The sequence below is a fragment of the Ktedonobacterales bacterium genome (assembly GCA_036557285.1).
Lineage (GTDB): Bacteria > Chloroflexota > Ktedonobacteria > Ktedonobacterales > DATBGS01 > DATBHW01.
In genome coordinates, this window is sequence record DATBHW010000055.1 from 1 (window position 1) to 19774 (window position 19774).

The following is a 19774-nucleotide window of genomic DNA, read 5'->3' on the forward strand; positions in this document are numbered from 1 at the left end:
TCGTCCGTCGTTTCCCTCTGGTCGCTATCTCCACACCAACCCGCTGCGCCGGGAGGCGGGCTTGCGCCTGCTGAGTGGACCGCTGCCCGCGCCGCTGCGTGCGCGGCTCCTGCGTGCCTGGAGGCGACCGGCGTTGTTCAGCGGCGAGCAGACGCCGCTGGCAGTGCAGAGCGCCCTGCGGCAGCGACCCGACCCGACGAAGCTATACAGCACGCCTGCGCTGACGCTGGGGTTCTTTACCCTGACAGAACTGGAAGTCGCGCGCCGCGTGCTGGAAGCGCCGCTGGCGAGTATCAGCCGGATGACGCGCAACACGCTGTTAGTGGCGCAGGGGGCATATCTGCGGCTGCTGTACGCGGCGCTGGTGGCGCAGGTGGGGGAGGCTGCCGCGCTGGCCGAGTTCGAGCGGCTGCTGGCAGGCGTGGGCTAGCGTTTATGGGCGCGTAAAGTGCGAACGTAATAGAGAGTGGAGGGATGCTATGGAGCGAGACCTTCCGCTTTCCACCAACCTTTTGTTGAGATGGCGTGCGCCGCGCTGGCTACAGGCGCGGCGCATCATCACCGGCTGGCGTTGGGCCGCAGCCTGGCCCGGGGTGTTTGTCACTCTGGTGGCGCTGGCGCTGCGTCTGACGCTGGTCCTGCGCTATCCCTTGCTCTATGACATTGACGCCTATGGGCGCTTTACGAACCGCGCTCATCCCTTCAACACACCCTGGACACCGCTCTTTCAGGTGGTGATCTATCTGCTGACGCGCGTGGCCGATTCGATTCTGGCGGTGCGGCTGCTCAGCGCGTTCTTCGGCGCAACAGCGGCGCTGGCTTTCTGGCTCTTGCTGCGCCGCGCCTTTGGCGCGCCTGTCGCCTACCTGGGCGCGCTCTTGCTGGCGCTCGATCCGCTTTTTGTGACGTTCAGCGTGGTTCCCTATCAAGAGGGGCTATTTCTCACGCTGGCGTTCCTGGCCCTCTGGCTGGCGCTCGCGCCGGACAAGATTCGCTGGCTTACGCTGGTCCTGGGGTTGGCCGGGCTGACACGCTACGAGGGCTGGCTGCTGGCGCTGCTCATCTGGCTGCTCTTGCTCTGGCGGCGCTGGCGCGCGGACAGTCTGACCTGGCGCTATGCCGCCGGGAGCGCGCTGGCGCTGGCCTGGGCGCCGCTGCTCTGGATTGGGGTGAATCGCAACGTCAGCCCTGTTGGCATCGAGACGCTGACCCCAACGCTGGACCCTGCATCCCTGCTGGCAGTACTTGGCGAGGAATGGCCTGCCTGGCAGCTTCGCCTGGGTCTGGTTGGCGGCATGGTGGCGCTCGGCGGGTTGCTCTGGCTGGGCTGGCAGGCCAGGCGAGGCCGTGAACTCGCCTGGCTGCTGCTCGCCTTTCTGCTGGGCGATCTGCTGACGCTGGCTTTCTTGCGGCCTTTCGCGCCCGGCAATCTGCGCCTGCCGCTGCTCTCGCTTCCGGTGATCATTGTCGGAGTGTCCGGTCTGCTGGTGGCTGGCGCGCGGCTGCTCTGGCGTGCCGTTGGGCAGCGCCATATGCGTGTAGGCCAGCGTTTACCGATGGCTGGCGCGTTTGCCCTGGCGACGGCGGCGCTGCTCATCTGGTATCTTCCGCTTGCCATGCAGCGCGTGGCCGCTTATGGGGCGCTCGTGCGCCCGGCCTATCTGGCCGCCAATGAGCTTGGTTCGCGCGCGCCAGACACTCCAGTGGCGGTGATAGACAGCAGCAGTACCGATTTTTATGCGTTCGTCTTCTATGCTCAGCAAGATGGCTGGCATGGGCAGGCCACCGAACTGAACGCTGCCGCAGCCATAGCCCCGGCCAGCCTTGCTGAAGCGTTGATCGCTTCGCATGCTCGCCTGCTGATTGTCTATGGCCCGGCAAATGCCAGCGCCGCTGTTGCTGCGCTGGCACAGCAGGCTCTGCTCTTGCCAGGGGCGCGCGGGCCTGGCTATACCGTCTGGAATGTGCAAGCTGCGCCAGCGGCGGCAACGTGAATAAGCTAGCTTATGTAGATTGGCTGCTAGCGTAATAGAAAACGATGTAGCCGTTGACGATGGCGGAGGTGTAGCCTGCCAGGCGCGGATCGCCCGAAGCGATAAGGCCGGTGAGTTGGCGCGGCACAGCGGGGTTTACCTCGGTGGTGGTCAGGTCGAAGACATAGGCGGGATGCGGCGCGGATGTAACAGCGGCTGCATAAGCTGGAAGTGGGTTGAACCCTGGCGCGAAAGCGTTGGTGTTGCTGACGACGGCGCAACTGACCTGCTCTTGCGCGTCGAACATGAGCCGATAGCAGACCCACCAGGAGGTATAGAAGCGCGTGAGGTGATGGCTCTCCAGAAAGGCGAGAAGCTGTGTATCTCTTGTCCCGGCAGGGACGCCATACCGCTGCGTGTTGGCGCTTTCTCGCACAGCCTGCGCAGCCCCGCCGATATGCACAGCGAAGAGCGCGAGGAGCAATCCGGCTGCCAGCCAGGCGATCACACGCGGGCGCGCGGGGGCATAGCCGCGCCCACGCGCGCTGGCCCAGCGCCAGAGCCGCCGCGCCCCCTGGCAAAGCGGCTCCGCGATGAGCGGCATGCAGAGGTAGATGCTGGTAATGTAGCGGATGGATGTGTCGGAGAAGGCGTAGGAGGAGCGCGTGCTGAGGTATTGCAGGATGGTCAATCCGCCGCCAATGACCAGCATGGCCCGGCCCCAGGCGCGTGCCCGATCCAGGCTGGACAGCGGGTCGGCGAGAGCGCCGGGTCGGAACGCTTGCCAGGCGCGGCGCGCCAGCGGTACAGCAGCGATGAACCAGCAGACGACCACCAGTAACGAGATCATCCCGCCAACCAGCGCCGCTGGCAACGCCTGGGAGAGCGTGAGGGGGCTGCCCGGATAGGGCCAGAGCGCGCAATGCTGGCAGATAGTCTCGCTGCCAAGCATGAGGGGCAGACCGATCAGGAACGTGGCGGCGATTTGCTGACCCAGCGCCGCCAGCCCGCCCAGTGGTCCGGCAGGCGCGGCGCCCTCGGAAGCCTGCAAGGCTTCAGTAAAGATAGCCCCGTGTGTGGCGCCTATGCTGATGATGAGCGGGAGCATGCCGATGGTGGCTGCGGCCAGCACAGCCAGCGCCTGGCCGGAAAGATGCCATGTGTGGTGTTTTGACGCCCTGGCTCGCCAACTGCGCGCGCCCTCTACGCTGAGCGCCAGGCCCGCTGCCAGGACAAAGGGGAGCAGCAGGATCGTCCCCCACAGGGCCAGACCCGCTGCCAGGCCGATGCCCAGGTCCAGCGTCCAGCGCGCCCAGGCGCGCGCCGGACGCCGCAGGCGCTGGAACGTGAGCCACAGGAGCAGCGCGCCCAGCAGCAGCATGTCCTGGGCATAGTGTCCGGCGCGCAGGCCATAGAACAGTTCTTGATAGGGGCCAAGAGCCAGCAGCAGCGTGGTCACACCGGCGACCAGCGGTGTATAGACCGCGCGGGTGAAGAGATAGAGTACGAAGAGGAAGAGGAGCATGAGGACGCCCGTAGTGACGTGCATGGCGAAATTCGTTGGGCCAAACGCCAGGAAGAAGGGAACCTGAAGATAGGCGTCGAGCGCGCCGACGTGATGAATGCCATAGGTGAAGGCCGGGCGCGCGCCATGCCAGAGAATGTCAATGCCCATCAAGCCGGTGTTGGCCTCGTCGCTGTTGCTATAGGGCCAGCCGCGCGCCGCCAGCGTCAAGCGCAGCGCGGCGGCTCCAGCGAGAATGGCTGCGAGCAAGAGCGCCTCGCGCCCCGGCAGCCCGAACAGGGAGATTTTTCGGCCTACCAGGCGCGCAAGCCGAACTCCCGATGCCTCCTGCGCCTTCGACTCAGCGGTATTCGTCGCCATACAACTCCTCAAATGTAACTACACACAGGGATATATGACGAGAGAAGGTGTTTTTGCGTCACCAGCGATGCAAGATCGCCACCAACTCCGCGCATGTTTAGAGCTTTGTGCCGAATGCAAAAACGATGGGCATCGTAATGCTCATCTGTGGAACTTCCTGGCGCGCCTGCTCAACCAGGCTCTCGTAGACCTCTACGCTGAGCAACCCCTGTCTGGTGATAATTCCTTTCAGATGCTCTATGGCGGCAAACAGATCATCGGCCAGCAGTTGCTGCTGCTGCTGGCCCTGTGGCCCGGTCCCGATGGTGAATTTTCGCTGCTGGATGTGCTGCGCCCCGGCCTGGCTGAGATGTTTCACCAGATGGTCTTCCACCCCGATGTAGAGGTTTCGCTCGATCATAAGCTGTGTTCCTATTTTGGAGAGCTGCCTATATGCCGGACTCGAATTGGTGGGTGGGCGCTCCATATCAACGATCTCGATAGCGCCGCCGCCCTTGAGGACGCGCATCATTTCGCCGACAACGTGCGGCCAGCGGTCAATAGGAACGAATGTGGCGATGAAGCGGGCATGCGCAAAGTCAAATGTTTCGTTTTGGAACGGGAACGGCTTGAGGGCATCGGCAGTCTGGAAGCGAAAGTTTGCGGGGAACTGGCCGCCTGGCCCAGGGATTTTCAGGGAGCGGTCCAGCGGGCCGCGATCAATATCGAAGCCAACCACCCGCGCGCGCGGGAATTGCTGGGCCATTTCGCGGCCCCAGATGCCAGTTCCGCAGGCGACATCGAGGATGGCCCGGGGCTGGCGGATAGGAGCGCGGTAGTTGCCTCCGGCCACGAATCGCAGCAGATAATGCTGGAAGTCGAGCCGGTCTGTTTCGGCTTGATCTTTTGGCAGGATATAGGGGGTGTTGGTCAGCATACGGCGTCCGCCCAACCAGGCCCGGCGGCCTGATTTCGCATCCGCTGCGGCGTGATCAGCATCCTGTGGCTTACGTCGGAAGCTGAAAGGCATAAGATCCCTCCTCATATTTTCCTCTATACATTCACTATAGAGAAGGGTGTCAAGAGGGGCGCTGGTCAAACCAGCGCCCCTCTTGACACTTCTGGTTGATTGGTTCTCAACTAATAATCGCTGCCCGGTGGCCGCCGGGGGGGGCGGGGAGGCAGTGGGCGGCTGCCACGCGGCGAACGCGGCTCGTCGTCCCATTGGGCTACGCCACCCATCCAGGCTGGCGGTTCTTGCTCGCCAATCGGCGGGTATCCGCCGGTGGTCCTGCGTGGGCCTGGCCCTGCCGGGCCGGACGCGCCGTATCTGCGGCCCCCGGTTCCGCCAGGGCTGGCGCCATACCAGGCGGCGCGAATAGCCCGGCGCTTGGGCGGCAGCACGATCAATAGCCCGATCAGGACGATAATAGCGATCAAGAGGAGGATAATGACGACCACAATCGCCAGCGTGTTGCCGCCGGTGGGGGTGTTGGTTGATTGATTGCCGGGAGTCGCCCCGTTCTGATTGGTGGTGGTTGGCGAAGCCGGGACTGCTGTAGTGGGGGCGCTGGTGGGCGCGGCGGTTGGGCTGCTGCTGACCGGCGTGCCAGAAGGCGGCGTGCCAGCGGGTACGACCTGAACCAGCACCGAGGCGCTAAAGGGGGTGTCGGCTGGATAATCGGCGATGACGGTAAAAACATAGGTCGTTGCCCCCGCTTTGGGAATGAAGGTGAAATCAAACTTGCTGAGGTTGCCGCCGCTCGTAATGTTCACCGGACGTGAGTTGATTTTTTTCGTTCCCTCTGGCGGAGCGCAGATAGGGTTGGGCCTGCACTTTGATTGCCCGTAGACGTAGAGGTCATAGTGCTTGGCGGGCGCCCAGCCGGAGCCGCTCACGGTGACGGTCCCGCCGGGGTTGGTGGTACTGCTGGAAACGGTCAGGACCGGGCCATCGGCGTGCGCAGTGGGGATTCCGCCAGTGATGAGCAGCGTCGCCAGCAGCCCCACCAGAAGCAGCGCCCCTGCCAGGGGGAGCGCCACCCCCTTCGGGGAGGGCTTCGCCAGAGCCGCTTGACCGCCCCTTTGGGGAGCGGCCCTTACGGGAACTGGGCCTGCGGCCTGGGCTGCTTGCCTCGGCTGGGCCTCGGCACTCTCGCTCCCGTTGGTCGCTCGCGCAGCCCAGTTCCCGCATTCTCCCTCGCTGCGCTCGGTCGCGGGCCGCTGCTGGGCGCGGCCATGCTCGCTCGGCTGCGCCTCGCTCGCGCGCCTCTGCCGCTTGCCTTGGCGGCGGAATCCAGATACTTCAGGGCTAGCCATGCCTGCACCTCGCTTTGCAAGTCGCTTGTTTCATGCGGATGATCGCCATTCAGATACACCAACGCGCCGCTCCTCCCAGGGGCTGAGTATAGCCTTGAGGGGAACGGCGCGTCAAGTTGTATAGGCGCAATGGGTAGGCAGGCGGTTATAACCGCCTGCTATCTAATGCTCTGGTTGAGGTTGGCAAGGAACTCCTGGTTATCCTTGGTTTTGGACATCGAGGTAAGAACCGCTTCCATCGCTTCCATGCCGCGCTGCTCAGCCAGGGTGCTGAACATGCGGCGCATGACGACGACGGCGCGCAGAGTCTTCTCGTCAAGCAACTGCTCTTCGCGGCGCGTGCTGGAACGGGTGATGTCAATGGCCGGGAAGACGCGGCGGTCAGAGAGCTTGCGGTCCAGCGTGATTTCGCTGTTGCCGGTACCCTTAAACTCTTCGTAAATCACATCGTCCATGCGGCTGCCGGTGTCAACGAGGCAGGTGGCGATGATCGTCAGGCTGCCGCCCTCTTCGATGTTGCGGGCCGCGCCAAAGAAACGCTTGGGCGGATAGAGGGCGCTGGGGTCCATGCCGCCGGAGAGGGTGCGCCCGCTCTGGGGGATGACCTGATTATAGGCGCGAGCCAGACGGGTGATGCTGTCCAATAAGATGACGACATCGCGCCCGCCTTCCACCAGGCGCTTGGCGCGCTCCATGACCATTTCGGCGACGCGAATGTGCATTTCTGGCGCTTCGTCGAAGGTGGCGCTGTAGACTTCCGCTTTGACCGAGCGTTTCATGTCGGTGACTTCTTCGGGGCGCTCGGAGATGAGAGCGATCATCAGGTGAATGTCGTTGTAGTTGGTGGTAATCGAATTGGCGATGGATTTAAGCATGATCGTCTTGCCCGCCTTGGGCGGCGAGACGATCAGAGCGCGCTGGCCGCGCCCTATAGGCGCCACGAGGTTGACGAGCCGACCAGGGAGGTTCTGTGGAACGGTTTCCAGGTTGAACATCTCGGTGGGGAAGATCGGCGTGAGGTTATCGAAATGGGGTCGGCGCTTGGCAACCTCCGGGTCCATGCCGTTGACGGCTTCGACGCGCAGCAGGCCATAGTACTTTTCGTTGTCTTTGGGCGGGCGTACCTGGCCGGAAACCATATCGCCGGTGCGCAGGCCAAAGCGACGAATCTGCGATTGTGAGACGTAGACATCGGTGCTGCCCGGCGAGAAGCGATCCGGGCGCAGGAAGCCGAAGCCTTCCTCGACGATCTCCAGCAGCCCGACACTGAAGATGTTGCCCTGCTGCTCGGTGTATGCCTGGAGCAGCCGGAAGATCAGGTCTTGCTTTTTGAGGGCGGTGTAGCCGGAGAGATCGAGGTCGCGGGCGATGTCGCGCAGTTCGGCCAGCGTTTTGTTTTCGAGTTCGGTGATGTTGATGTGGTGTTTGACGCCAGTCGGGTCGCTGCGGCGTTCAATCGTTGCCGCGCCATAGCCCCCTTCGCCGCGCCTGGGCGGATAAGGGGCGCCGTTCCCGTTGTCCGGGGTATCGGCGAAATCGGGCTGGTCAATCTGACCAGGGGCGGCGCTCAAGGGCGCACCATTGGGGGTGTTGCGTGAAAAATGCTGCATAGCTGTCCTGTTTGGTGGAATAGCAGCTTAGCCCGTCAATGGGCTAGAAAGCTGCATAGATGGCCTGTTTGTTTGTCGGTGTCCTCGGCGGATCGAGGCGGTACTCTCGATGTGAAGGGGGGCGCTGCGCGATCCGTAGTGGCCGGTTGGCACAGCCTTACATTACCACTTTCTTTGCACTGAATGCTGAATGACAACGTGATACGGCTCAGACAGAGATCGAGCATAGAGTGCTGCTGGTCAGGTGTCGTCGGGTTTTTGGTCCCCTGTCGTTTGCGCTGGTCGAGCGATGGGGATGAGCCGTGTCACACAAAGCAGGAGCGCCAGGGTGGGAATAAGGTGCAAACCTGAAGCTGTCTCCACTATAGCACAGGCAAGGGTATGTGTCAAGGGTTTTTTGTTTGTTTTGTTGGGAATTGCTTATTCAATAAAACCATGATACGCCACCGTCCCATCAGGACTGTAGAAATCATACAAGCGCATGAGTTCTTGCAGTTCGGGGCTGGCGTAGTGATAGAGGCCCTGCAACAAGCCCTGCGAGACTTCCGGCGGCAGCGTTTTACTGAAGTAATTCATCTGGATATTCATAAATAGTTTATAAAGGTCAATGAGCGCCGTCGCGCCGATGAGGGTATCCAGATCGGTCAACGTCACCGCGCCGGTATACATGCGAACTTTCAAGCCATGCTGCTGCGAGAACGTGTTGAGTTCTTGCTCGAACTGGCGGGCAACGGGGGTATAGCCAAAAAGGGTGAGTTTCTTATAAATGGTCTCCAGCAGCAGCTTGAAGAGTTCGATGATCTGTGGCTTGCTGGGTAGGCTGGCGCCAATCAGCCCGCTGTTAACCAGGGCGGCCAGGCTGCGCATAACATCGAAGCGCGTCATGCCCGCCCGCGCTGCCAGGGCAATCACGTCGGAACGGCCATCAACGAGGCTGAGGATACGCTGATCGCGCGCTTCCAATCTATCAAGCTGGTCCTCCGCTGCGTACTCAAACGGTACGGCAGGGTGAAAGATCATGCGCAGCGAAGGGATGATGGGGCTGAGGCGGCTCCACTCGTCCACGCGCCGCGTGCCTTCCATAATCAGGCGTTCGCTGGAGATGTCCACCGGCAGGGCGTTTTCCAGGTCCAGCGTTTCCGGCTCGCCACAGTAAAAACGGAAGGCACAGTCGCGCCAGAGAAAGAGGCTGTAGATCGCTTCTTCGATCTGCTGCTCGGCGCAGGCGCGCACGTCTTCGGGCGTTATGAGGCCGGAATCAACCACCAGGCGAGCGAAACTGCTGCCGGTCTGACGGGCGCGCTGCGCGAGAAAGTCGTACTGCTGCTGGGTGATCTGGCCCGATTTCATCAGGAGTTCGCCCAGGCTCAGCGGGCGAGCGCCTTGCGAAATATAGGTCAGCCGTCCTTCTTGAAAGAAGATGCTGCGCGTGTTCCAGCCCTGGCTCAGTTCCAGTGCGCCGGTCTGCCCCGAAAGGCTGAGCATTTGCAGGATGTCAATCAGCAGAATGCGATTGAGCCACCCTTGCAGATCGGGTTCCTGGTCGGTATCCATTAGCTCGCCTCTTTGAGCTGCTGGCTCAGAAGCCGCGCGCCCATCGTGCAGCGCCTTCCCAGGTCGCTGGCCTGGGTACAATACTTTCTCGCCTGCTCCAGCAGGGCGATGTGCTTATCAAAAACGTTTTTGATGTGCTCCAAAGCCGCTCGTCGGCTTTCTTCCTGCTCCTGAGCGCCGGGCGGCCCACCAGCCCTTGCGATGTACATGCTCAGTCCCCCGCTGATGCGCTCCTCTGGTGGGCGCGAAGGTACCTGCGCTGTTTCGATGGCGAGGTCTTTTGCCAGGGAGAGCGAAGTGAAGAGTTGATTTTCTAACTCCGAGAGATAGTCGTGCTGGTGCTGCATCACGGCCCGCAAGTCTTCGGCCAGGGCACTGCCCTGCACGAGTTGACCTAGCAGGTGCTGCACCCGCGCCAGAAACGGCACGATGCGATCTACTGGCGTGCCGGTGGCGCGCAGCGCCCCAGGCGCAATCCCGCGCCCCAGCCGTTCGCAGACCTCCACGGCCTGCTGCACCGCCTGTTCCAGCCGGTGATGGTCCTGTTCGATGCGTTCGACCCGGCTCAGGCGCTCGGCCATGATGTTGAAGCTGACGCCCAGGGGCAGGAGTTCGTTGCCCTGCAAGGAGACGCGGGCGCTGTATTCGCCATTGGCGACGCGGGCCTGGACGGCTTGCAGCGCGTGGATGCCTTGCTCGAGGCGGTGTTTCTGCGCGGCGATCTGGCGCGCTTGCTCATCAATGTGCGCGTGCGCTTGAGCCAGTTCTTCGGCGTGGCTGGCGCGCACGATGGCGCGGTTCACGCTCCAGGCGTGAAGCCAGGAAATGCCCGCGCCCGTGATCTGAAGGAGCAGCGCGTTGACGATGGCGGTGTACTGCTGCCCATGAAAGTAGGCAGCGATGCCCGCTTGCAGATAGATGTCGTGAGGTTTGAGGTTGAAGATGGCGACAATCAGACAGATGTGCAGCGCCGCGACCACAGGGATAAGCTGGCGTGGCAAGATCATACCGGCGATCAAGATGGTCAGGATAAAGAGATCAAGATTGGGGATATTCCCATACGTAAAGATTGGTTTGATATATAAAAACCCGGCGATGGCTCCGTCCACCAGGACGATATAAGCAAAGCCGCTTGTGGTGACGATACCGCTCCGGTTGAGCAGCGCCACCACGATCCCGCCGATGGCGAGAGCAACGAGCGGATACCAGATCAACGGCTGCACCAGCGCGCTGGGGACCAGGGTGGGGATAGCAATGACGATCAGCACCAGCAGGGCGCTGATCAATCGAGAGCGGCGCAGACGCTCCTGGGCCGCGATGGACTTGTCGAAGCTTGCCGGGCGCGGGCCGGTGAGCCAGAGCCAGGCTTTCCAGAGCCGCCAGCCAGAGCCAGCAGGGCGCGTTTGACGGGGAAGCAGAGATGGTTGCTGCTGCTCTTCAGTGAGGGCGGTTTGCGTAAATGTGTTGAGCGGCTGACTGTTCATCTGAACTGAATCTCCTCATTCTTCGCTATGAAGAACCTAGCGTGGACAACCAACTCTACCCATGAAGAGGCGCAGCCCAATCTGTGGCCTTGCTTCTTGCTTCCTTGTTGAGATGCTGCCAGTCTAGCCTATAGATTTGCGCCTGTCAATGAATCTAGTACTGATGATGCCGCAAAGCACGCCCATGCGCCAGATAGTAATTGATGGCGCGCTCCCAGGCAGCCATCATCTCCTCGTAGTGCGTCTCGGTGAAGTTGGCGATAAACTCGTTTCCTGGTTCGTTCAGCGCGGTAAATGTGTAGCTCACGGAGGCGTCTGTTGTTCCGCCTGGCGCTTCCCGGCATTGAATCTCGATGTTCCCTACCCGCGAGCCGTGCGCCACATTGAAGTAGGCGAGATGGAAACTGGCCGGGTCATAGAGAGGCATGATCCAGATGCTTTCGCCCTCTGGATGACGAGCCGTAAAGACAGCGCCTGGCTCCGCTGTGCCGTCAGCGGGAAAGAGCATGGTCGGCTCCCAGCCTTCCGCCCAGGCTTTTTCGCCAACTGGCTCAAAGAGCGGAAAGACCTGGCGGGGGGCTGCGGAAAGATGAATCACCCGCGTTCGGGTTACACGCTGAGCGGTGAAAGACATGGTGGTCTCCTTTCCCGTGTTTGCATTGGCGAGCCTCTGCGGCTCGCCAACGATCATCACCAGGCGCGCTTACTTCGCTTAGCGCCCCTCGCTGTGTGGGGGCGCTTCGGTGAGGCGATGGCTCGCGCTCGCGCCGTAGTCCATGCCGTAGACCTCCTTTAATTGCTCGATGCGCCGCAGGGTTTCTTCGCTAAAGGGGGATTTGTTCTCAAAGGCATGCAATACTATCCCTTCGAGCAGATCACCGAGAGAGAGATCGAGATATTCGGCCAGTCCTTTCAGGACTTTGACCATGCGCTTCTCCATGCGCGCCCCAATCTGCACACGCTCGATAGGCAGGCTTCGCTCGCCCGCGCGGGGCGAGTCTTCGTGGTTGTTCATAACATCCTCGCCTGGTTCTCAAGAAGAAAGATCATCTGGATGCTTCTGTTATATTGTTACATAGATAACAATATAACAGAAGCAAAGAGCAAATGTCAAGTCTTTTGTAAAAAAGACCCTGATTTCGATACGAAACTATTGCGTTTTTATATTCGCTTCTGGTATACTCTTCTCAGTAAATGAAACGATAACGTATCGTATCGAAAAGGGGTACGCCATGAAGAACAATCGCTATCTCATTGCCCTGGTGGCCGCACTGGGGCTGATTCCTGTGGTGCTGGACACAACCATTGTCACCGTCGCTCTCACACCCATTCGCAGCGATCTGCATACCGATGTGAATACGGCGCAGTGGATCATCACTGGCTTCTTCCTGGCAAGCGCCGCTGTGGTTGCCGTCGGCGGCTATCTCGCCAACCGCTTCGGGCGCAAGCGGATGTTTATTCTTGGTATCGGCGTCTTCACCATCGGATCGGCTCTCTGCGGCATTTCGCCGGGCATCGGGTGGCTGATCGCGTTTCGCGTGCTGCAAGGCATCGGCGGCGGTATCCTGCTGCCGATTGGTCCGGCGCTGGCCTTCGATGCCTTTCCGCAGGAGGAGCGCGCCAGAGCCAGCGCGGTGGTGGCTGTGCCGATCTTGCTCGCGCCCATCTTTGGCCCCATCCTTGGTGGGTGGCTCAATGATGCCTTCGTGTGGCACAGCCTCTTCTTTGTGAATCTGCCGGTTGGCGTCCTGGCGGTGGCGGCGGCGCTGGTGGCGCTGCCGAGCGAGGAGCCAGGTGAAACGCGCGGCAAACGCTTTGATTACACTGGCCTGGCGCTTTCGACACTGGGCATCATCGCGGTCGTGTACGCGCTCAAGCTGGTAACACAGACGAATCCCGATACGGTGACGCCGACGAATCCTGGCGGCGATCTCTATGGCTGGGGCTATTGGCTGGTATGGGCGCTGCTGGGCGCGGGCGCGCTGCTCCTGGGCATCTTCGCTTACTTCGCGCTGCGGCTCAGCCGCGATCCCGCGCTGGACCTTCGGCAGCTTGGACGGCGCGATTTCCTGGTGAGCAGCCTTTTTACCTGGGCGACGGCGATCATCTCGTTCGGCTTGCTGGTGCTGCTGCCGCTCTACTTCGAGGCGGTGCGGCTGCCACATCTTTCCGCGCTTGATACCGGCCTGGCGCTCGTACCCTTTGGCGTCGGAACCATTGTCGGGACAGTTGTCTCCGCCGCGCTCTATCGCGCCGTTGGGCCGCGCTGGGTGATCATGCTCGCGGCGGTATTGGGGGTGCTGAGCGCGTGGCTGCTGGCGCGAACGATTCAGCCCACGGCAACGGCCAGCCAGCTTTTGGCGGCGGCGCAGGCCGGGACGCCGGTTCCGGCGGTTGCCGGGCCTGATGCGCTGCGCTGGGGGCTGCTGCTGGTTGGCCTGAGCTTCGCTATGATCAATGTTCCGGTGCAGACGCTGGCGCTGGAAGCCTTGAAGGGTGAGGCGCTCGCCAAAGCATCATCGCTCTTTCTCTCCACCAAACTCATTTTTTCGTCTATCGGCATAGCGATCATTACGACGATCTTGACAGATCGCGCGCGCTCGCAGGCAAGCGCCCTTGCCAGCCAGGCGCAGGCGCTGCTTGCGGGTTCGGGGAGCAATCCGAGCGATCCACGCGTGGCGGCGGCTCTGCGGGCGATGCAGGAGCAGATTCCTGTGCAGGCAGGAACCTGGGCCATCCAGAACATTTTCTGGCTGATCTTCTTTGGCTCGCTGAGCCTCGTTGCGCTGGCACTGCTGCTGCCGGGGCGCAGGCGGGCCGATGCGGCGCAGGCTGCTGAGGGGCAGGAGACGCCGACTGTCCCGGCGTCGGTGTAGATTCAGTGGCGCAGCATTCATCTGTACCGCCAGTACGGAGGCTGGCGGTACAGGCAGCGCCGCGCGGATGGCTGGCTTTCGTCTGAATATCAATACAGGAGGTGAGGGGACCAATGGACGATACTCAGCTACAGACACTCAGGCAGCGGTTGGAATGGGTGCTTATCACCTTTTTCGCGCTGACCACCCTTAGTTTAGTGGTAATTTATGTGACCGATCCAGCGATCTATGCCCAGGTACTCTTGCTCGAACCTGACGTGTCTTCTGCCTACCCACTGCCTGTGGTGCTGTTTCTGGTCGGTCTGCTGGTGTTTATCGCTCTGCTCATCGTTGGCATTCGACGCCATTGGCGCTGGGTGTTCTGGCTCATCCTGGTGGCCTTTGGTGCGGCTGTGCTGGACATTCTGGCGGCGCCCTTGCAACTGGTGGGGGTCTTTCCTGAGCCTTACCCGCTCTGGTATAACCTGTTTCGCCTGGGCATCTCCTGTGCGCAGGTCGTGATTGCTGTCTGGATGGGGCGCATCGCGTATCGTCATGGCGCGTGGGCGCTGGGGAAGCAAAAGCAGGCGGATTTGACAGATGAACAATCTGTCGCCTAGACTGAAAACACGAGCAGAGGAGGCGAATATTTCATGCCAGGCATTTCTGATGGCATATCGCGCAAGCCTGGGCGTCCTCGCAGCGCCCAGGCTAACCAGGCTATTCTCAGGGCCACGCTGGAAGAACTGGCAGAGGTTGGCTTCGAGGCGCTGAGCATCGAGGCGGTGGCGGCCCGCGCTCGCGTGGGCAAGACGACGATCTATCGGCGCTGGCCTTCCAAGACAGAACTCGTGCTGGAGGCTATCAGCGTCATCCACGCCGAAGTACCCGTGATTGACACGGGCAGCTTCCGTGACGATATGCTGGCGATGATGCGGGGCGCGTTCCAACTGAGAACCACACTGGTAGAACAGCTCTTGTTCAAAGCGATGGGTGAGGTGAAAAGCAACCCTGAAGTCTTCCAGGTCTTCGTGGCGCGCCACGTCACCCCTCGTTTTCAAGCAATTTATCAGATGATCGAGCGTGCCAAAGCGCGCGGTGAACTGCGCCAGGATATTGACCCCGCGCTCATCACCAGCCTCATGGCAGGCCCTTTTTTCTTTCAGGCGCTCTTTACCAGCATTCTGCCAACTCCCACGCCATCACCCGATCTGGCCGAAAAGCTTGTGGATGCCGTCTTGTATGGCATCGCCGCGCACTGACTCCCGCAGCCGCGCGGCAGGGGATTTCAGGCTTCCCGAGGCGGGCAAAAAGCGCGCTATGAGATACGCGGGCGTCTTCAGGCGTATATACTAATGAGCGTTATCGCCAGCCCAATTGTCTACGGGTTTTCTTCCCCCAGCCAATTATCAGACTTTTCACCAGGAGACTATGATGGCCCAATCCACCGCTTCGCCCCCACGTCAACAGAGCCGATCCGCTGTTCCCTCCACGATTACCCTTGCAGTCTGGCGTGTGCGTCAGACCTGGCGCTTGCTGCTGCTGGCAGGCGTGGGTATCCTGGCAGCGGTGGTACTGGTGTGTACCGTACCGCTGTACTCAGCGGTCTCTCTGACTGCCGGACTGCGAGGTGTCCTCAATGCTACCCCTCAATCCTCTGAGATCGGGTTACAGTTCTCTACCCTTTTCCTTTCCTCAGATATTGTTGCGCGGGCAGATCAGGAAGTGAATCGCGTCATGCAGCAGCAATTAGGCGTCTATCTGCAAAAAAAGACCAATTTTTTTATCAAAACGCAGCAGCTTCCTCTGGACGCGCCAGCCAGCATTTACGGAGATAGCATGGGGCTGACCGGCGCGTCCATGCAGGATGCCGCTCAACATGTGCGTATACTGCGTGGACGGCTGCCGCTCCCCCTCAGCGACACGCTGGAAATTGCGATCAGCGAGCCAACTGCCAAATATCTGAAGATGGATGTCGGCTCGACGCTGACATTAAGTCAATTTTTCTTTGGCCCCGTCAACCCAAGCCAGGTGGAAATCCCCATGCATATTGTGGGGATCATGGCCGTGATCTCCAATGATCCGTTCTGGCATGGGCAGAACTTTGAGCCGCCGGAACCTGGCCCTGGCGGGCCTCCCCCGACCAACTTTTCGGCGCTCATGTCCAACGACTCGTACCTGGCTGCGCTGCACCAGGCTGCGGTTGAGCTGAAGTCGCCGACGACTCCCCCCTTCGAGGCAGGGGAGACGGTCGCACTGATCTGGTATTACCATCTGAACCCCGCGCAGATCGATATTTCTCAATTGGATGATCTGGTGAGTCGGCTCCAGGCGGCCCAGCGGCAAATTGGAAGCGGCAACATTTCTAGCTCCAGCATCTTCAGAGACCCTCAAATTTTTGGCCTTGCCCTGCCGGACGCGCATGGTTCGAGTACGCTGGAGCGTTTCCAGGCGCGCATCTCGGTGGTCAACGTCCCGGTAACGATCCTGCTGTTCCAGGTGGTCGGCCTGATTCTCTTCTTCGTAGGCATGATGGCCGGCTTACTGATTGAGCGCCAGGCGGAGGTCATCGCGCTGCTGCGCAGCCGGGGGGCCAAACGTCGGCAGGTGTTTGGCTCGTTTGCCTTCCAGAGCGTGGGCCTGGCGCTGATCGCCTTTATCGCCGGGCCGCTGCTGGCGATCCTCGCCGCTCGCGCGCTGGTTCAGCAAACCCTCTCTCCAACCGACCAGCAGGCGCTCAATATCATCTCTGGGGATCCGCTGCCGGTGGCGCTGCGCGTGGGCTGGTTCGCGTTGGCAGCAGCGTTCGCCGCTGTGCTTGCCATGCTGTTTGCCATCAGAGGGTCGGCCAGCCGCGACGTGCTGGAGATGCGCCGCGAATCGGCCCGCGCGACGCGCCGCCCCCTCTGGCAGCGGGTGTATCTGGATATGGCAGCGGTGATTGTCGCGCTGACCGGCTTCGCCTTCTCGCTCTACATCACCCATTCCGGGGTGCTGGATGCAGAGTCCAGCCTGGTGATTTCAGCGCCGCTGGCGCTGGTGGCCCCGATCTTCCTGGTGATTGCGGGCATTCTGCTGTTCCTGCGCTTCTTCCCAACGCTGCTGCGGCTGTTCTCCCGCATCGCCAGCCGCCGCGCCGGGGCAGCGCCCATGCTGGCGATGGCGCAGATGGCTCGCGCCCCGCGCCAGGCGGTGCGGATGATCCTGCTGCTGGCGCTGGCGAGCAGTTTTGCCAGCTTCGCGCTGGTCTTCATCGCTTCGGAGTCGTCGCATATCCAGAAGATAGCCGCTTATGAGACCGGAGCCGACTTCAGCGGGCCGGTGCTGAGCCAGAACTTCTCTGATCCGGTAGGGAAACAGGCTATCCCGTATCGGAAGATTCCGGGGGTGCTCTCGGCGACCCTGGGCTACGCGGGTGATGCGTCCCTGGAGCAAACGTCGCAAACGTTCCCGATCCGGGTGCGCGCGGTGGACGCCAGCACGTTTGCTCAGACGGCTATCTGGACCGATGAGGATTCCAGCCAGTCCTTGTCCTCGCTGATGAATCAGCTAGTCGCCAAGCGGCGGCCAACAACCCTGGTACAGGCGGACCCGGTTCCCGCTATTGTTGATGCGCTGGCCTGGAAGACGCTCAATCTGAGCGTTGGAGCGCCTTTCGTCTTGAATATTGCCAATACGAATGTCGTGTTTGAGGCGATTGCTGAGGTCGAGCATATCCCCACCATCAATGATAGCCTGGTCTCTGGCCCGTCCAGCGATTTTACGGTCCCTGGGGGGATTCTGACCGATTACCAGACGATGGCCCCTGCTTTGCAAAGCGACTCTGGGACCGGCATCACCCCCAATTACCTCTGGCTGCGCACCAGCGATGACCCGGCCTTGCTGGCAAAGGTTCGCAAGGCGCTCAGCCAGGGGCCGTTAGCCCTCCAGTCCATCAATGATCGCCGCGCCATGATCGCGGGTCTGGAGAAAGACCCACTCTATATAGCCCTGATCAATGTCCTGGCGCTGGGGACGGCCACGACGGTCCTGCTGGCGCTGGTGGGCAACCTGATTGCTTCCTGGCTGAGCGCGCGGGCGCGGCTGATTAACTTCGCGCTGCTGCGCGCCCTGGGCAGCGCGCCGCGCCAGATCGCCAGGGTGCTGACCTGGGAGCAAACCATTGTCTATTCGACGGCCATCGCCCTGGGGGCGTTCTTTGGCGCGCTGCTGGCGGCGACCATTGTTCCCGCGCTGATCTTTACCGGTCTTCCTGATTACACGAGCGACACCAGCAGCGGGGAGTTCTTTGCCATCCAGCATGTGCTGTCTACGCAGATGGTGATACCGCTCTCGTTGGTAATCATCTTCGTGGCGCTGGTGGTGATCTGTGCGGTGGCGATTGGCATGATGGCGCGCGTGGCCTCCAGGCCGTCAATCAGCCAGACGCTGCGGCTCAACGACGATTAGCGGACTGTCGCTCTCGTCCCAGTCGGCGGCGCACAATGCCGCCCAGCAGGCGCACTTCTTCCAGGCCGAAGAAGTGCGCCAGTGCGCCGTAGGCCAGCGCGCCGCCCCCAGCGGTAACAGCGACGGTCAGCGCCTGCCCGGAAAAATGCTGCAAACTGAAGAGAGGGAGTGGACTGACCAGGCTCAGCAGACCCCAGCAGACTGCGCCCATGATGAGCGCGGCCAGGCAGATTTTGCCGAGCGCGGCCAGCAGCCCTTCGCCCGCCAGCGGGCCGATGGCCCGGCGCAGCAGGAAAAGCAGGATGAGCGCGTGCGCGCTGTTCTGGACGGACTGCGCGAAGGCCAGCGCGGGCATGCCGATTGTGCCAACCAGCGGCAGGGCGATGAGCAGATAGAAGCCCCAGACGAGGATGCCAACCAGAACGGGCGTGAGCGTGTTCTTGCGGGCGTAAAAGGCGGCGATGAGCAGTTGATCGAGGACCAGGAAGGGCAGTTGATAGGAGTAGTTGAGCAGGGCCAGGCCGGTGCGGTCAACGTCGGCAAGGGTAAACGCGCCGTGACGCAGGATGATGGCGACAATCGGCAGGCGCAGGACATCTAGCCCGACCATTGCCGGAATCATCAGCAGCAGGCCCAGCTTGATGCCCAGGCGCAGCGTGCGCTTGAACTCCTCGTGGTTGCCTTCAGTAGCGTGGGCGGTGAGCGATGGCAGAATGGCAAAGCTGAGCGCGGCGGCCACCAGCCCTGTTGGGAAACCGATGAGCGCGGAGGCCGAGGCGAGGGCGCTGAGGTTTTGTGGGCCGGTTCCGGTTGCCAGACGGAGATCGATCTGCTGGCCCAGGACGGTGATGACCAGCCCCAACGCGACAGGCGCGTACAAGCGCATGATCTGGCGCACCGCTGGATGCTTGAGGTCCAGCGCGAAGCGATAGCGGATGCCCTGGCGCGCCAGCCCGATGCCAATCAGCGCGACCTCGCCCAGCGCGCCCAGCAATACGCCCGCCGCCGCGCCATAAATGCCATAGTGCTGGCCCAGGATGACGACGCCGATGGCCGCGCCCAGGATGATGCCGACGTGATAGAGGCCATTGGCCCAGGAGGCGAAGACCACCGAGCGCAGCGCGTAGAGCAGCGCAGAGCCAACGGCGAAGAGTCCCAGGATAAAGAGGCTGGGTAGGATCAGGCGCGTCAGGTTGACGGTGAGGGTGAACGTTTCCCCCTGATAGTTCACCAGCGGAATCAGGTACAGCGGAGCCAGCAGTATCAGCAGCGCCGTGACGACGCCGGTGACGATGGCGACGAGGTTGATAATGGTGCTGAAGATGCGCCAGAGTTCGCGGCGCTGGTCGGGCGCGCTGTGATCAACGAAGGTGGGGATCAGCGCGCCGCTAATGGCCCCGCCGATGAGCAGGTCATAAAATTGCTGCGGGATTTTGAGCGCGGCAAAGAACGCGCCGGTTTCCTGGCCCTGCCCAAACAGGCCACTGATGACTTGCAAGCGCGCCATGCCCAGCAGGCTGCTGATCAGGTTGCCGATCATGATCAACGTGGCTGCTGTGACCAGACGGCGATGGCTGGCGGTTGCAACCGCCTGCCCATCTGGCGTGGTTTCAATCACCTGCTCTGGTTCAGCGTTGTTGGCAGCGATGAGGTCGCGCTCCATGCC

15 protein-coding genes are annotated in these 19774 nt (G+C 61.6%); 6 read left to right on the top strand and 9 right to left on the bottom strand.

Features of this window, described 5'->3' with window-relative positions; genetic code table 11:
- Together VH599_16155 and VH599_16160 are read left to right on the top strand one after the other, a co-directional pair.
- Positions 1 to 430, top strand: a 430-nt coding sequence (locus VH599_16155) for a hypothetical protein (GenBank protein HEY7349851.1), incomplete at its 5' end; no start/stop codon positions are given.
- Positions 431 to 479: 49 nt separating this feature from the next.
- Entirely contained in the window at positions 480 to 1994 is a 1515-nt protein-coding gene (locus tag VH599_16160) for a glycosyltransferase family 39 protein (GenBank protein ID HEY7349852.1), read from the top strand.
- A gap of 10 nt (positions 1995 to 2004) precedes the next feature.
- On the opposite strand, the gene VH599_16165 is transcribed toward VH599_16160, so the two are convergent.
- The 8 genes from VH599_16165 to VH599_16200 all read right to left on the bottom strand — a co-directional run bounded on the left by VH599_16165 (position 2005) and on the right by VH599_16200 (position 11819).
- Entirely contained in the window at positions 2005 to 3858 is a 1854-nt protein-coding gene (locus VH599_16165) for a hypothetical protein (GenBank protein HEY7349853.1), read from the bottom strand.
- Positions 3859 to 3955: 97 nt separating this feature from the next.
- Positions 3956 to 4867, bottom strand: a complete 912-nt coding sequence (locus tag VH599_16170) for a class I SAM-dependent methyltransferase (GenBank protein ID HEY7349854.1) — start codon at positions 4865 to 4867, stop codon at positions 3956 to 3958.
- A 110-nt stretch (positions 4868 to 4977) separates the two neighbouring features.
- On the bottom strand, positions 4978 to 6156 hold the full coding sequence (locus VH599_16175; GenBank protein ID HEY7349855.1) for a hypothetical protein: 1179 nt from the start codon (positions 6154 to 6156) through the stop codon (positions 4978 to 4980).
- Between the two features lie 158 nt (positions 6157 to 6314).
- Entirely contained in the window at positions 6315 to 7574 is a 1260-nt protein-coding gene (rho, locus tag VH599_16180) for a transcription termination factor Rho (protein HEY7349856.1), read from the bottom strand.
- Positions 7575 to 8186: 612 nt separating this feature from the next.
- Positions 8187 to 9320: a DUF4388 domain-containing protein gene (locus tag VH599_16185; GenBank protein HEY7349857.1), complete on the bottom strand. Its 1134-nt coding sequence runs from the start codon at positions 9318 to 9320 to the stop codon at positions 8187 to 8189.
- Positions 9320 to 10804 carry a hypothetical protein gene (locus tag VH599_16190; GenBank protein HEY7349858.1) on the bottom strand — a complete coding sequence of 495 codons (1485 nt, stop codon included), beginning with the start codon at positions 10802 to 10804 and terminating at the stop codon, positions 9320 to 9322. Before VH599_16190 ends, VH599_16185 begins: the two co-directional genes overlap by 1 nt.
- Positions 10805 to 10958: 154 nt before the next feature.
- Complete coding sequence (locus tag VH599_16195) at positions 10959 to 11438, bottom strand: SRPBCC family protein (GenBank protein ID HEY7349859.1); 480 nt, start codon at positions 11436 to 11438, stop codon at positions 10959 to 10961.
- Between the two features lie 78 nt (positions 11439 to 11516).
- Positions 11517 to 11819 carry a hypothetical protein gene (locus tag VH599_16200; GenBank protein HEY7349860.1) on the bottom strand — a complete coding sequence of 101 codons (303 nt, stop codon included), beginning with the start codon at positions 11817 to 11819 and terminating at the stop codon, positions 11517 to 11519.
- A gap of 217 nt (positions 11820 to 12036) precedes the next feature.
- Between VH599_16200 and VH599_16205 the strand changes: the two genes are divergently transcribed.
- The 4 genes from VH599_16205 to VH599_16220 all read left to right on the top strand — a co-directional run bounded on the left by VH599_16205 (position 12037) and on the right by VH599_16220 (position 18108).
- Positions 12037 to 13680, top strand: coding sequence for a DHA2 family efflux MFS transporter permease subunit (locus tag VH599_16205; GenBank protein ID HEY7349861.1), 1644 nt, complete (start codon positions 12037 to 12039; stop codon positions 13678 to 13680).
- Positions 13681 to 13793: 113 nt separating this feature from the next.
- On the top strand, positions 13794 to 14279 hold the full coding sequence (locus VH599_16210) for a hypothetical protein (protein HEY7349862.1): 486 nt from the start codon (positions 13794 to 13796) through the stop codon (positions 14277 to 14279).
- Between the two features lie 33 nt (positions 14280 to 14312).
- Positions 14313 to 14921, top strand: coding sequence for a TetR/AcrR family transcriptional regulator (locus tag VH599_16215; protein HEY7349863.1), 609 nt, complete (start codon positions 14313 to 14315; stop codon positions 14919 to 14921).
- Positions 14922 to 15090: 169 nt separating this feature from the next.
- Positions 15091 to 18108: an FtsX-like permease family protein gene (locus VH599_16220; GenBank protein HEY7349864.1), complete on the top strand. Its 3018-nt coding sequence runs from the start codon at positions 15091 to 15093 to the stop codon at positions 18106 to 18108.
- On the opposite strand, the gene murJ is transcribed toward VH599_16220, so the two are convergent.
- On the bottom strand, positions 18095 to 19771 hold the full coding sequence (murJ, locus tag VH599_16225) for a murein biosynthesis integral membrane protein MurJ (GenBank protein ID HEY7349865.1): 1677 nt from the start codon (positions 19769 to 19771) through the stop codon (positions 18095 to 18097). The two genes, VH599_16220 and murJ, sit on opposite strands and share 14 nt — an antisense overlap.
- Positions 19772 to 19774 lie beyond the last annotated feature (3 nt).